This is a genomic window from Nitrosomonas marina, assembly GCF_900110145.1.
In the GTDB taxonomy this organism is placed as follows: domain Bacteria; phylum Pseudomonadota; class Gammaproteobacteria; order Burkholderiales; family Nitrosomonadaceae; genus Nitrosomonas; species Nitrosomonas marina.
Window position 1 is genome coordinate 30,683 of record NZ_FOCP01000003.1, and the last position, 14,569, is coordinate 45,251.

At 47.3% G+C, this 14,569-nt stretch carries 14 protein-coding genes and 2 pseudogenes; 11 read left to right on the forward strand and 5 right to left on the reverse strand.

The window, feature by feature from the left end:
• Positions 1-19: 19 nt before the first annotated feature.
• The gene (locus BMX44_RS02755; RefSeq protein WP_177167657.1) at positions 20-1,282 is read left to right on the forward strand and encodes a sigma-54-dependent transcriptional regulator; all 1,263 of its coding nucleotides are present in this window, start codon (positions 20-22) and stop codon (positions 1,280-1,282) included.
• Between the two features lie 88 nt (positions 1,283-1,370).
• On the opposite strand, the gene BMX44_RS02760 is transcribed toward BMX44_RS02755, so the two are convergent.
• The 3 genes from BMX44_RS02760 to adk all read right to left on the reverse strand — a co-directional run bounded on the left by BMX44_RS02760 (position 1,371) and on the right by adk (position 5,676).
• Complete coding sequence (locus BMX44_RS02760) at positions 1,371-3,428, reverse strand: sodium-translocating pyrophosphatase (RefSeq protein ID WP_090627754.1); 2,058 nt, start codon at positions 3,426-3,428, stop codon at positions 1,371-1,373.
• A 150-nt stretch (positions 3,429-3,578) separates the two neighbouring features.
• Positions 3,579-4,838 (reverse strand): 6-phosphofructokinase, encoded by a 1,260-nt coding sequence (locus tag BMX44_RS02765; protein ID WP_090627756.1) that lies wholly within the window; start codon positions 4,836-4,838, stop codon positions 3,579-3,581.
• A gap of 181 nt (positions 4,839-5,019) precedes the next feature.
• Positions 5,020-5,676, reverse strand: a complete 657-nt coding sequence (gene adk / locus BMX44_RS02770; protein ID WP_090627758.1) for an adenylate kinase — start codon at positions 5,674-5,676, stop codon at positions 5,020-5,022.
• Positions 5,677-5,923: 247 nt separating this feature from the next.
• Between adk and recA the strand changes: the two genes are divergently transcribed.
• The 7 genes from recA to BMX44_RS16725 all read left to right on the forward strand — a co-directional run bounded on the left by recA (position 5,924) and on the right by BMX44_RS16725 (position 10,934).
• Positions 5,924-6,958, forward strand: coding sequence for a recombinase RecA (gene recA, locus BMX44_RS02775; RefSeq protein WP_090627760.1), 1,035 nt, complete (start codon positions 5,924-5,926; stop codon positions 6,956-6,958).
• On the forward strand, positions 6,955-7,419 hold the full coding sequence (gene recX, locus BMX44_RS02780; protein WP_090627762.1) for a recombination regulator RecX: 465 nt from the start codon (positions 6,955-6,957) through the stop codon (positions 7,417-7,419). Before recA ends, recX begins: the two co-directional genes overlap by 4 nt.
• On the forward strand, positions 7,416-7,772 hold the full coding sequence (locus BMX44_RS02785; protein ID WP_090627764.1) for a hypothetical protein: 357 nt from the start codon (positions 7,416-7,418) through the stop codon (positions 7,770-7,772). The genes recX and BMX44_RS02785 overlap by 4 nt, the downstream gene beginning before the upstream one ends.
• 11 nt (positions 7,773-7,783) lie before the next feature.
• Entirely contained in the window at positions 7,784-10,384 is a 2,601-nt protein-coding gene (alaS, locus tag BMX44_RS02790; RefSeq protein WP_090627766.1) for an alanine--tRNA ligase, read from the forward strand.
• Positions 10,385-10,491: 107 nt separating this feature from the next.
• Positions 10,492-10,638: an addiction module protein gene (locus BMX44_RS17515; RefSeq protein ID WP_425433707.1), complete on the forward strand. Its 147-nt coding sequence runs from the start codon at positions 10,492-10,494 to the stop codon at positions 10,636-10,638.
• A gap of 7 nt (positions 10,639-10,645) precedes the next feature.
• Positions 10,646-10,771 (forward strand): P-loop NTPase family protein, encoded by a 126-nt coding sequence (locus tag BMX44_RS17375; RefSeq protein ID WP_281246232.1) that lies wholly within the window; start codon positions 10,646-10,648, stop codon positions 10,769-10,771.
• A complete protein-coding gene (locus BMX44_RS16725) occupies positions 10,764-10,934 on the forward strand; it encodes a hypothetical protein (RefSeq protein WP_177167648.1) in 171 nt (56 codons plus the stop codon). Before BMX44_RS17375 ends, BMX44_RS16725 begins: the two co-directional genes overlap by 8 nt.
• Positions 10,935-11,142: 208 nt before the next feature.
• On the opposite strand, the gene BMX44_RS02800 is transcribed toward BMX44_RS16725, so the two are convergent.
• Entirely contained in the window at positions 11,143-11,736 is a 594-nt protein-coding gene (locus tag BMX44_RS02800) for a class I SAM-dependent DNA methyltransferase (protein WP_090627767.1), read from the reverse strand.
• 101 nt (positions 11,737-11,837) lie between these two features.
• Positions 11,838-12,689, reverse strand: a complete 852-nt coding sequence (locus tag BMX44_RS17070; protein ID WP_218143910.1) for a hypothetical protein — start codon at positions 12,687-12,689, stop codon at positions 11,838-11,840.
• A 447-nt stretch (positions 12,690-13,136) separates the two neighbouring features.
• On the opposite strand from BMX44_RS17070, the gene BMX44_RS02815 reads away from it, so the two are divergent.
• The 3 genes and pseudogenes from BMX44_RS02815 to BMX44_RS02820 form a co-directional block, all read left to right on the forward strand.
• Entirely contained in the window at positions 13,137-13,913 is a 777-nt protein-coding gene (locus tag BMX44_RS02815) for an integron integrase (protein WP_143056872.1), read from the forward strand.
• A gap of 15 nt (positions 13,914-13,928) precedes the next feature.
• Positions 13,929-14,132: pseudogene (locus BMX44_RS17520) on the forward strand (tyrosine-type recombinase/integrase); the annotation flags it as partial.
• A 156-nt stretch (positions 14,133-14,288) separates the two neighbouring features.
• Positions 14,289-14,549, forward strand: a pseudogene (locus tag BMX44_RS02820) (GTP-binding protein); the annotation flags it as partial.
• Positions 14,550-14,569 lie beyond the last annotated feature (20 nt).

The following is a 14,569-nucleotide window of genomic DNA, read 5'->3' on the forward strand; positions in this document are numbered from 1 at the left end:
TGAGGATAAAATAATAATGATGACAAATAATACAATATTGATTGTTGATGACGAGATCGGAATACGCGAATTGCTATCTGAGATTTTGCGCGATGAAGGCTATCGTGTCGCATTGGCTGAGAATGCTGAACAGGCACGGATATGGCGTAACCAAACACGGCCCGATCTGGTTTTGCTGGATATCTGGATGCCAGACACGGACGGAATAACACTACTAAAAGACTGGGCGAGTAACGGCATGCTGACCATGCCGGTTATTATGATGTCGGGGCATGGCACTATAGATACAGCGGTTGAAGCAACGCGTATTGGTGCTTTCGGATATCTGGAGAAGCCCATCCCTCTCAAGAAACTGCTCAGTACAGTCGGTAAAGCTATGCGCGGGGGTCAAAATAAACAGCATACCGCGCTCTCTCTGGCAAGTCTTGGCAAGGGCGCACTGATTGTCGAGCTCAAAAAGAAATTAGAAAAAGTGGCTAATCTGAAAACACCTTTGCTGCTGATGGGTGAACCCGGCGTGGGTATGGAAATCTGCGCACATTTTCTGCATCGTCCTAATACGCCGTGGGTAGAACCAGACTCACTGACAATTTTAGCTGAAAAACCTCTGGATTTGCTTGAACAGGCAAGAGATGGATTATTATTTTTAAAAGACATCGGCGAAACCAATAAACTGGCACAAAAAGGCCTGCTGCTGCTGCTAAGTAAACTGGACAAATACAATGTTCGTCTGGTCTGTGCCACATCGCAGCCACTAGCCGAACTGGCTGCGCAAAACAATTATAATACCAAACTATATGAATCTCTTAGCGGATTGACCATCGGAGTTCCGTCGCTGCGTGCGCACCGCGAAGACATCCCTGACCTTGCCAACCAGATTTTGTCTGGTTTTGCCGAATCTGGCGAAGTCTCACCGGTACTGCAATTCAGCACAGCTGCTCTTAATTGTCTGCGCAATTATGATTGGCCGGGCAATCTGACACAATTGACAGGCGTCGTACATTCTTTGGCACTAACCTGTACAGGCGATGAAATTACCGCGGATATGGTGCAACAGGCAATGGTCTTCCCGGAATCAACGTCATCACCCTCATCAACACCTGACATTCCATTTGATCTGTCTTTACGGGAAGCACGTGATTTATTCGAGAAAACATACTTTGAAAGACTGATCGAAGAAGAAAACGGCAATATGACGCGAGTCGCCGAACGCGCGGGACTGGAACGCACGCATTTGTACCGGAAGATAAAACTACTTGGCATTAAACTTCGGGGAAATTAAAACCGTCTCTGAATTGTATTCAGAGCTGATTATGAATAAAAAAAGGCACGCCATGATGGCGCGCCTTTTTACCTTACCCAAAAATCAGTTACAGCAACGGAATAATCATTAATGCCACTATATTGATAATTTTAATCAATGGGTTAATTGCCGGTCCGGCTGTATCCTTGTACGGATCACCCACGGTATCACCTGTGACAGAGGCTTTATGCGCTTCGCTGTTCTTGCCCCCAAAATTACCGTCCTCAATATGCTTCTTGGCATTATCCCAAGCACCACCACCGGCTGTCATGGAAATCGCCACAAACAGACCGGTAACAATAGAACCCATGAGCACACCACCGAGCGCCTGAGGCCCAAGCAAAACGCCAACCAGTAACGGAGCGAGCACAGGAAGAAGTGACGGAATCATCATTTCCTTGATAGCCGCTTTAGTCAGCATATCGACCGCGCGCGAATAGTCAGGTTTGGCAGTGCCTTCCATAATTCCATCGATTTCCCTGAACTGACGGCGCACTTCAATCACCACTGAGCTGGCAGCACGTCCAACTGCTTCCATAGACATGGCGCCAAACAGATATGGTATTAGTCCGCCGATAAACAAGCCAATGATGACCATATGATTGGATAAATCAAATGTCAGCATATGACCCGCTTTCTCCAATCCGTGCGTATAATCCGCAAACAACACTAATGCTGCAAGACCGGCAGACCCAATTGCATAACCTTTGGTCACTGCTTTTGTTGTATTGCCGACGGCGTCGAGTGGATCGGTAATCGCACGTACAGACTCAGGCATTTCCGCCATTTCCGCTATACCACCTGCATTATCGGTAATCGGTCCGTAGGCATCAAGCGCCACGATAATACCCGTCATTGACAGCATTGCGGTTGCGGCAATAGCAATGCCGTATAAACCGGCCAGTGAATAAGCCATCAGAATGCTCAGACAGACTGCCAATACTGGCGCCGCGGTTGCGCGCATTGACACACCCAGGCCGGCAATAATATTGGTGGCATGTCCTGTGGTGGAAGCTTCGGCAATATGCTGCACTGGCGGATAATCGGTTGATGTGTAATATTCGGTTATCACGACCATCGCCCCCGTCAGCAGCAAACCAATTGCAGCAGCCAGATAAACACGCATTACCAGCGCGCCACCGGCAACTTCAACACCCGAAACTTCAAGCGACATATCTGCCATAAACCAGACGGTCACAGGTAAATAGGCAAGCAGCGCAATACCGCCGGCAACAATCAATCCGCGATACAATGCTTTCATGATTGTTCCGCCTTCCTGCATTTTGACGTAGTAACAGCCGATAATTGATGCAATGATAGAAACCGCACCCAGCATGAGTGGATAAACCACAGCGCTCATTTCATTATTCAAAAAGAGCAATGCGCCTAACAGCATGGTTGCGATAATCGTCACTGCATAGGTTTCAAACAAATCAGCTGCCATACCCGCGCAATCGCCAACATTATCGCCGACGTTATCGGCAATCACTGCAGGGTTACGTGGATCATCTTCTGGAATGCCAGCTTCAACCTTACCGACCAGATCCGCACCGACGTCAGCGCCCTTGGTAAAAATACCACCGCCCAAACGCGCAAAAATAGAAATCAGCGAACCGCCAAAAGCAAAACCAATTAAAGGTTTAATTACATCGCTGACCGCGGCGTCGGGATCCGCACCATTAAACAACCAGGCGCTATAACCGGCAACGCCCAGCAGTCCCAGACCAACAACCAGCATACCCGTGACCGCACCGCCACGAAATGCGATTGCAAGCGCCTCATTCAAACCGGTGCGGGCTGCTTCTGCTGTGCGCACATTGGAATGGACAGAAACATTCATTCCGAGATATCCGGCCGCTCCGGACAAAATAGCGCCAAGTGCAAAACCGACCGCAGTATCCCACGTTAATACCAGGCCAATAGCCAGAAACAGAACCAACCCCACAATACCGATAGTTGTATATTGACGATTGAGATACGCCGAGGCGCCTTCCTGTATTGCAGAGGCAATTTCCTGCATGCGTGAATTACCGGTAGACTGGGTGTAAATCCCTCTGATCCATATGCCGCTGTATATCAGGGCTAGAATCCCACTACCAATTGCGATAATTAAACCGTTAGACATAAAGAACTCCACTTAAAGTCAGACCATTTAAAATCATACGTAGAATTTCGGCCTAATAATTCCACATAATTAAATACTTGTTCAAAACCCCAGGGAAAAAGGCCCATATTTTATATGCACTTGTTGTTTATATGCACCTTTTTTAGCCGCCTAGATTTCAAACCCTTCCAGTTTCTTTGCAACTGACGCATTTTTTAGCCGCACGTAATCTGGCAAACCGTTTTTGTAGGGTGGATAATCTTCACCTTCAATGAGTGGCAGAAGATACTCACGACAAGCTTCAGTGATACCGAACCCATCTTCACTGATATATTCAGCCGGCATCATTTTTTCAACATTTGCGACATTTGCAAGTTCGGCCATACCAACCTTCCAGCTGTAAGGCGTGTTGGAAACACGCTCAATTGTTGGCATAACAGAGTTGTGGCCGGCAATCGCGTACTCGACAGCTGCCTTACCCATAGCATAGGCCTGGTCAACATCTGTTTTGGATGCAATATGACGAGCAGCACGCTGCAGATAATCAGCCACGCCCCAGTGATATTTCAGCCCCAGACCGTCTTTGATGATATTGGCCACAACCGGTGCAACACCACCCAGCTGCGCATGACCGAAAGCATCCCGTAACCCCTGATCAGACAGAAACTTGCCATCCTCGCCTTTAACACCTTCAGAGACGACCACAGAGCAATAACCGAATTTCTTGACATAACCGTCTACTTTGGCGAGAAATTTCGCTTTATCAAACGTTATCTCCGGAAATAGAATTACGATCGGTATTTCACAGTCCTTGCTCGAAGCCAGACCGCCTGCCGCTGCAATCCATCCGGCATGACGGCCCATTACTTCCAGCACGAAAACCTTGGTGGAAGTTTTGGCCATACTGGCCACATCAAAACTGGCTTCGCGCGTTGAAACCGCAATATATTTGGCAACCGAACCAAAGCCAGGACAGCAGTCGGTAATCGGCAAGTCATTATCAACGGTTTTCGGCACATGTATTGCCTGAATCGGAAACCCCAACGTGTCAGAAATTTGCGAAACCTTGAGGCAGGTGTCTGCTGAATCACCACCACCGTTATAAAAAAAGTATCCGATATTATGCGCCTTGAACACCTCGATTAAACGCTCGTATTCACGGCGGTTCTGCTCTATGCTTTTTAGCTTGTACCGACATGAACCGAAACCGCCCGATGGGGTATGGCGCAGCGCTGCAATCGCTTCTGCCGAATCGGCGCTGGTATCGATCAAATCCTCGGTCAATGCACCGATAATGCCGTTGCGACCAGCATATACATTCCCGATTTTGTCGGGATGCTGGCGCGCGGCTTCAATAACACCGGCTGCCGAAGCATTAATCACAGCCGTCACGCCACCAGATTGAGCATAAAATGCATTTTTTATGGACATAACATTATTTCTCCTGATTGATCAAATCGTAAGCAAAACCCTACTGCCAAAAGATACAATCCTTTAATTTAAAACTACAGAGTATATAAAAGCCCTATGCAATCACTATGACTCTTATATTGCTACTGTGCTGTTTTTTTGAAAGCGATACGATAAAACTATGACGTCAAACGTGCGGCATTCAGAGTGTTAATGCTGCCAGAATCCTGTCACGAATTTCTTCAACACTCCCGATACCGGAGACCTTGACATAACGGGGAGCATCATCAATGCCTTTTTCGGACCAGTTGGAATAATAAGTAATCAACGGCTCTGTCTGCTCATGATAAACAGCCAGCCTTTTCCGAACAGTTTCTTCCTTATCGTCATCCCGTTGTATCAGTGGCTCACCGGTTATATCGTCGAGATTTTCAGCTTTCGGCGGATTGAAAATGACATGATAAGTGCGACCTGAGGCCGGATGAACTCTGCGACCAGACATGCGCCGAATAATCTCGTCATCCGGAACGTCAATTTCAACCACACAATCAATCCGTACGCCCGCTGCCTTCATGGCATCTGCCTGTGGGATAGTACGGGGAAAGCCGTCAAATAAAAAACCATTGGCACAATCCGGCTTGGCGATACGCTCCTTGACCAGATTGATAATGATATCATCTGATACCAGGCCGCCGGCATCCATGATTTTTTTTGCCATCATGCCCAGTTCGGTGCCTGCTTTAACGGCGCTTCGCAGCATATCCCCCGTCGAAATCTGCGGAATGCCAAAATGTTCCTTGATATAATTGGCTTGCGTGCCTTTGCCGGCACCTGGACCGCCCAGTAATATGACTCGGATAGCTGTTCTCCTTATTTCTTTCTATTGTCAGTATGTTCTGCGATAAATGCGTATCATTGACAGCTGAAAAGCAATTCACTAGCTGTCACAAAATTTCCGGTCGACATTATAGCTTAGGCTGGCAAGATACTCGAGACTTGTTTTATTCCAGGATCAAAAAAATTAAATAAAAGCTGCTTGAAAACAACAAGCTTCATCAATCAGACCTGAATATGCGATAATCTTCCGATTCACTACAGGAAAAAAAATGGACGAAAACAGAAGCAAAGCGCTCGCTGTAGCGCTGTCCCAGATTGAAAAACAGTTTGGCAAAGGCTCAATTATGCGAATGGGCGACAACGATGTCGCCAACGATATACAGGTGGTTTCTACCGGATCACTTAGCCTTGACATTGCTCTGGGCGTTGGTGGTTTGCCGCGCGGTCGCGTCATAGAAATATATGGCCCGGAATCGTCAGGTAAAACAACACTTACCCTGCAAGTGATCGCCGAAATGCAGAAACTCGGAGGAACAGCGGCATTTATCGACGCGGAACATGCACTGGATCCACACTATGCCAAGAAAATAGGCGTCAACGTTCAGGAGCTTCTGATTTCACAACCGGACAATGGCGAGCAGGCGCTGGAAATCGCGGACATGCTGGTCCGTTCCGGTTCAATCGATATTGTCGTTATTGATTCTGTCGCTGCGCTTACGCCACGAGCTGAAATTGAGGGTGAAATGGGTGATCCGCAAATGGGTTTACAGGCCAGGCTGATGTCTCAAGCACTCAGAAAGCTGACCGCCAACATTAAACGCAGCAACACCATGGTAATTTTCATCAATCAGATCCGCATGAAAATCGGTGTCATTTTCGGTAACCCAGAGACCACGACGGGCGGCAACGCACTGAAATTCTACGCTTCCGTCCGGCTTGAAATACGTCGCACCGGCGCTATCAAAAAAGGAGAAGAAACCATTGGTAACGAAACACGCGTGAAGGTGGTCAAGAACAAGGTCGCACCGCCCTTCAAGCAGGCTGAATTTGATATTCTATACGGCGAGGGGATTTCCCGTGAAAGCGAGATTATCGAACTGGGCGTGCAGCATAAATTAATCGATAAAGCCGGAGCCTGGTATTCCTACAACGGCGACAAAATCGGCCAGGGTAAAGACAACGTACGTGAATATCTCAAGGAGCACCACGAAACCGCGCAGGACATCGAACAGAAAATCCGTGAGGCGGTTGGTATTTTCAGTCCCGACAATTCATCCCGGACACCTAAAGACAAAGAACAATGAAAGTGTCGGACAGCAATTCACTGCGGCTTGAAACACGCGCGTTACGCTATCTGGCCAGACGCGAGCATTCCCGGTACGAACTGGAAAAAAAGCTGTCTGCTCATGAACAATCAGCCCAGGTGTTGTCCGAAGTGCTCGACCGGCTCGAGCAGCAGGGTTATTTATCCACCGAACGATTTGCCGAACAGACCAGCCGGACACGACGATCACGATTCGGCAGCCAGCGTATCGTACACGAGCTCAAAGAAAAGGGCGTCGACGCAACACACATTGCCAGGCTATTGCCCGACCTTATGGCAACGGATCTAGAAACTGCCTGGCAAGTCTGGCAAAAAAAATTCGGCACACCACCCCGTGATATCAAAGAACGGGGCAGGCAAATGCGTTTTCTGACAGGCCGGGGCTTTTCACCGGAGATTATCCGCAAGGTATTGCTACAGGCTGAAAAGGATGCACAATGAAATCTACTATTGCTGTAATCACAATCGGTTTTTCTCTTCTGCTGTTGATACTGGTCGCGCCTGTGTATGCCAGCAGCATCACGGCAATACAGGAAATCAATACCTCACCGGCCCGCTTTGACGGCAAGACGGTAACACTCAGAGGCGTCACCAAAGATCCAACACGCATTCCTGTCATTGACCTAAAAGCCTATGTTCTGGAAGATGATACCGGCGAGATTATCATACTCACAAGCGACAATCTGCCTGAGATGGGCAAAACAACTACAGTGCGTGTCTGTATTGATCATCTTGCGGTTATCAAGGGCGAAGCACTGGGCACGACGGTTGTAGAATTGCAACGATACGAATAAATACAAAACCGATGAGAAGCAGCGAAATACGACAAAAATTCCTGGATTTTTTTAAGACACACGGTCATACCATTATTGCATCCAGTCCGCTGGTACCCGCTAACGACCCAACCTTGCTGTTCACCAACGCAGGGATGGTTCAGTTCAAGGATGTATTCCTGGGCCAGGACCAGAGAAATTACACGCGCGCCGCCAGTTCACAACGTTGCGTACGCGCCGGCGGCAAGCACAACGATCTGGAAAATGTCGGCTATACGGCACGGCACCATACTTTCTTTGAAATGCTCGGCAACTTTAGTTTTGGCGATTATTTCAAACGCAACGCGATTCAATTTGCCTGGGAGTTTCTGACCGTCACTCTTACAATCCCGCAGGAAAAACTCTGGATCACTGTCTACGCCGAGGATGACGAAGCCGCCGACATCTGGCTCAACGAAATCGGCATCAGTCCCGAGCGGCTCGTACGTATCGACACCATGGACAATTTCTGGCAGATGGGTGATACCGGCCCCTGCGGACCCTGCTCCGAAATCTTTTACGATCATGGTCCCGATGTCGCAGGCGGCCCGCCCGGTTCCGCCGATGCGGAAGGCGACCGCTACATCGAAATCTGGAACCTGGTCTTCATGCAGTTTAACCGTGACAGCGGCGGCGAATTGCATCCGCTGCCCAAACCATCGGTCGACACCGGCATGGGACTCGAACGCATTTCCGCCGTCATGCAGCAGGTGCACAGCAACTACGACATCGATTTGTTTCAGGATTTGATCAAAGCTGCCGCACATGTCACAAACACGCAGAATCTTGAAGACAACTCGCTCAAAGTCATCGCCGATCATATCCGCGCGTGCGCTTTTCTGATCACTGACGGTGTAATACCTGGCAGCGAAGGCCGCGGGTATGTATTACGGCGCATCATCCGCCGCGCAATTCGACACGGATACCGCCTGGGCCAGAATAAGCCGTTTTTTTACCGCCTGGTAACTGATCTGTGTAATGTCATGGGCGAAGCCTACCCTGAACTGCCCGCAGCAAAAGAACGGGTTGCCGGCGTTCTGCGACAGGAGGAAGAACGGTTTGCCGAAACGCTGGAGCACGGCATGCAGGTGCTGGATAACGCGATCAGCAAAAAAATCAGCGTGCTTGATGGCGAAACAGCTTTTCGCCTGTATGATACCTTTGGCTTTCCACTCGACCTGACCGCTGACATCGCCCGCGAACGCGGCATCAGCATAGACAACGAAGGATTTGAGAGATCCATGGCACGGCAGCGTGAACAGGCACGCGCTGCCAACAAATTCACCATGAACGAAGAAGGCCTAACCTATAACGGCAACCAGACTGTTTTTCACGGTTATGACGCGCTGCAGCATGAAGGAAAAATTTTAGCGATCTACAAAGAAGGCACACCGGTCGATTTTATAGAAGCAGGCGATGAAGCAGTCATTGTGCTGGATCATACGCCTTTTTACGCTGAATCGGGCGGCCAGGTCGGCGACAGCGGAAAGCTATTGGCAGGCAACGGTACATTTAATGTAACAAATACGCAAAAAATACAAGCGAATGTTTTCGGCCACAAAGGCGTTTTGAGCAGCGGACGAGTAGTTATTGGCGACAAAGTACTTGCTGACGTTGATTCATTAGCGCGCGTTCGGACTACGCGCAACCATTCTGCAACGCATCTAATGCACAAAGCACTACGGGAGGTATTGGGCGATCATGTACAGCAAAAAGGTTCACTGGTAGATCATGAGAGAACACGTTTCGATTTTTCCCATAACGAACCAATGACTGAGCAGCAAATTCGCTTGGTGGAAAAGAAGGTAAATGAAGAAATCCTTATCAATACAGAGTGCCAGGCACGCATCATGGCGATTGAAGAAGCACAAAAATCCGGCGCAATGATGCTTTTCGGTGAAAAATATGGTGACGAAGTACGCGTACTGGATATTGGTTCTTCACGCGAATTGTGTGGCGGAACTCACGTGAAGCGTACTGGCGATATCGGATTGTTTAAGATCATTTCCGAGAGTGGTGTGGCTGCAGGAGTACGGCGCGTTGAGGCCTGCACAGGTGATCGCGCACTGGGTTATGTAGAAACACTGGAAGACGATCGAAGAGCAAGTGCGGCAATGCTGAAAGTTCCATTACATCAGGGTGGTGCAATACCAATGGCTGTTCACCATTTGCAACAGGACAAAAAAGCACTTGAGAAAGAACTCTCCACACTGAAAACGAAACTTGCCGGCTCTCAAAGTAATGACCTGGTATCGCAAGCACAAGACATCAAAGGCGTCAAAGTACTCACTGCAAACCTCGAAGGCGCCAACGCAAAATCGCTGCGCGAAACACTGGACAAACTCAAAGATAAACTCGAGACCTGCATCATTGTGCTGGCTACTGTTGAGGCTGAAAAAATCGCCTTGATTGCTGGCGTAAGTAACAATCTTACCAAGCAGATCAAAGCCGGCGAACTCGTCAACTTCGTTGCCCGGCAGGTAGGCGGCAAAGGTGGCGGCAGGCCAGACATGGCGCAGGCGGGCGGCACGCAGCCGGATGGATTGCCTGCGGCATTGCAGAGTGTAAATGGTTGGATAGAAAATAAGTTATAGAAGGCATTAAAGGACTGTAAGACTGTGTAGATAAGCCCATGAAATCAATCACAGCATCAGATATCGCTGAAATGCCGTTAGAGCAACGCATTTAACTGCTTGAAGATATTTGGGATTCAATCGCGGAAATCCCTGAAGCTGTAGAAATACCAACATGGCATAAGCAGGAATTGGAGAAAAGACTCGCGGCCTATCATGCAAACCCTGCTGAAGGATCGCCGTGGCAGGATGTTAAAAAACAAATTTTAGGATAAACGCACTGTGCTCACACTTCGGAAAGAAGCCGAGCAGGATTTAAAAGAAGCCTATGAATGGTACGAAGCACAGCGTCAGAATCTCGGCATTGAATTCATTGATGAAATAGATGCAGTCATTAACAATGATTGAAGAAACCCCGCAACGATATAAAAAGGTTTACAAAAACATCAGGCGCGCATTATGCAAACGTTACCCTTTTGCTGTGTTTTTCATGGCTACAAACCAATATATTGTTGTAATTGGCGTTCTTCATCAAAGGCTGCAGCCACGGGTTTGGCAAGCAAGAAAATAAGCGATAAATTCCTGGAATTACAGAAATGTGCAACCGGATCGGTTGCCTGCTGCGTTGGGAAGTGTTACGAGTTGGATAAAGAGGAAAATTTGAATGTTGTTTTGCAAGACACGACCCCATTTGCACGTGGCTTCCGTATTTCTATGCCTAACGCCGCCATAATTTGCCGCCTGAAGCGCAGCGTAAGGCGGTCAAATTGATGGCCTTGTTAAGGCTTAGTGGCGATAGTATAAACATGTTTTTCAGGATACTGATCCAGTTCAAGGTGCATAATTGACAAACCATTATTGATAAGTAACTGCATATTTTCGTTAATACCAATAGAGCTGTAATAAAAAGTGTCATTGTGCCATTGATCAGTGTGTTCTCCCTGAGCATTACCAAATGTATATATTAATACACCATCTTTCGCCAAAAGCTGGCACAGTTTGGATATAACAGGTTTTTGCATAACAAATGGCAAGTGAAAAATGCTATCCCAGGCGACGATAAAATTAAACTTCTCTTCTGTTTCCCATGAACAAATATCTTGATGCATAAAATGATGCTCTGGGTGATTGCTGCTAGCCAACTTAACCATTTCTTGCGACACATCTAGCCCTGTAACCGAAAAGCCTCGATCTTGTAATATACGCACAAATCTGCCGCCTGCTCCGCAGCCTACATCAAGTGCTTTTCCGCCGCCGGAAGTAAATTCAACAGCTCGTTCAAATTGATTTACACCATAAGCAGACCGCACGTGTTGGTCATGCCACCACTGAGCAATTTTGTCGTACTTTGTTCCTAACTCTGATGGTTCCATTTGAGAGCCTTAACGCCCCGAATCAGCCGCAAAATTGCAAGCGAAGCGCGGCAATTTTGTCGGACTGCATGCGATTGTTATGTGTGAGATGGCTTGCACTATCAAAATGGAATTTCATCACATTCCACGTCTATGGGAATCTCATAATCATAGTTGCCTTCATGAGTTGCTAATCTCAAAACAGATCTTCCAGTTACTCGATAGCTATCTTTCAATTCTTCGCCATCATATGCGTGAGCAAGATACTTTGAGCCTTTGAACTGGAGCTGCGCCCAAGCTTTTTTGTGAAGTTTTCGAATTGGTGGGCTTATGAAATGCCTTAAGCTGAATTCTGGAATATCTGACTCGGTATTTGGGCAACGTTTCCCCTCTTGTTGCAGAGTCCATCCTTTGCTTGAGTAAAAGTAGATTGCTTCAATCTCTGGGGAAGCATTTGATGAGTCATTATTTAGATCGATTCGAAAATCCACATCTGCTTTTGCCGTATATTTGGATTTTTCGAGATTACCAAACACGCTACTGAGCTTCACCTTAACTCTGCTGTTTCGAATATTCTCTATTTGAGATTTCGCCCACTCTAACTCGTTAGTTAAAGTCCCCCTGAGGCTCGTTATCGATCCGTTATACACAATATGTCGATGGTGCTTAAGGTCGAAAGGGATATCCTCTGTTTCTTTTGTAATCAGGATGCAAAGTTTATCTTTGGCGTGGGCATAACCTACTTCGTAAAACACGTTTGCGTTCTGGCCAGTCATGTCTGCAATGATGATGTCGGCAATCTCAATCTGGCGATATATGCGCTCTAAGATGCCTTCCTGGTAAATTTGTTCATCTACACGCTCGGCCTTGATGTCCATAGCACTTGCCGTTTCCTTAATCCCCATTTTATAGACGTCTTCAAACTCATCATTGAATGGCATGAGAACAAACGCAAATATTGGATCATCTGACATTACTTTTCCTCACGCATAACGTTTAAATTAAGAGACACCCTGCAGGGGCAAAGCCGTGAACGAAGTGAACGGTGTTCTCTCCAATGCTGCGTTCTCTGATATTGAATGCGGGGCAATATCCAAATCATTGTTCAACACAAATATCGGACAATTAACCCGAAATATCTTGCTTTTCATACGGAGCGCTGCTTGTGTGTCCGCATCAATACCTGCGGTATTATGCGTGCGCGCAAATTGCGCTCCGCACATTAGCAGTTTTTCCAAGTTGTATAAACCCGCTACTTTTCTTATAAACTGAAAGAATTTTGTCATTCGTAGCGCTCAATGTTAGGGAACGCAATATATACGACATTTTGCCTAATAATCTTGCGGGAAATGTCGTATAACTATGGTAATCATTAATCAGCATATTGTATTCAAACTTAAATCCTCTATTTAAAAAGACAAATGGCACAAGAAAATACGACAATGCCGCCGCCTAAAAAACTACTTGATCAGGTAAGAGAAAAAATAAGATACAAGCACTACAGTTTGAGCACGGAAAAAACTTATGTTTCATGGATTAAACACTATATTATTTTCAATGACAAGCGTCATCCTGTTGAAATGGGTGCTATTGAAGTGGAACGTTTTTTGACTTATCTGGCCAATGAGCGCCATGTATCCAGTTCCACACAAAACCAGGCATTATCGGCAATTCTATTTCTATACCGTGAAGTTATCGGATCGGATTTGCCGTGGCTGGATGGATTTGAACGGTCAAAAAAACCCAAGCGTTTACCGGTTGTGTTAACGCCTTTGGAAATTCAGGCACTTTTGCGTGAAGCTGCATCCGCACCTGGTCCGGTTGGCCTGATTATCAAGCTATTATATGGTACAGGCATGCGGCTTATGGAAGCAGTAAGATTGCGTGTCAAGGATGTCGAATTGACACGCGGTGAAATCATCGTGCGTGATGGCAAGGGTGGCAAGGATCGGGTGACGATGCTGCCTGATAGCTTATTGGATGCCATGCGTCGTCAGCTTGAAATACGACGGGAATGGCATGAACAGGATATCAAACTGGGCAGGGTGGATGTCTGGCTGCCGGACGCGCTGGCTGTTAAATATCCCAATGCACCCAGGGAGTGGAGCTGGCAATATGTGTTTGCCGCCCGGAAATATTCGATAGATCCGCGCAGCCAAGCTGAGCGCCGTCATCATGTCGATGAAAAACAGGTATAGCGCTATGTCAAGAAAGCTGCACTGGCTGCGGATATAGTCAAGCCAACATCACCGCATACACTACGCCACAGTTTTGCAACGCATATCCTGCAAGCCGGTTACGATATCCGCACAGTACAGGAATTGCTGGGGCATAACGATATTTCAACGACAATGATATATACACATGTTTTGAACAAGGGCGGCAAAGCAGTTGTCAGTCCGCTCGATAGATTATAGCGTTGCGTGCCAAACAAGCCGCTTGTTTTCTCCAACAGAATCCCTGTATTATGATTTATGTCTGAAATAACGGCCTGTTGCAATGACTTTGTCATTCACTGGCTGGTATAATGCCGCCCCAATGAACCGTCTGTAACAAAATATTTTTGAGGAATTATTGTATGGCCCGCATATCCGTATGCGATTATTGTCCACGTTGATCATGGCAAAACCACGCTGGTTGACAAGCTTTTGCACCAGGCAGTGACTTTTGCGGCGCACCAGCAGGTCTTCGAACGCATCATGGATTCAAACGATATCGACCGTGGACGTAGTATTACGATTTTGTCCAAGAACTGCGCGATTGATTACGAAGGAGTTCATATCAATATTGTTGATACGCCGGGGCATGCGGATTTTCGCGGGGAGGTCGAACGTGGAAGTAATGGTGTCAGGTC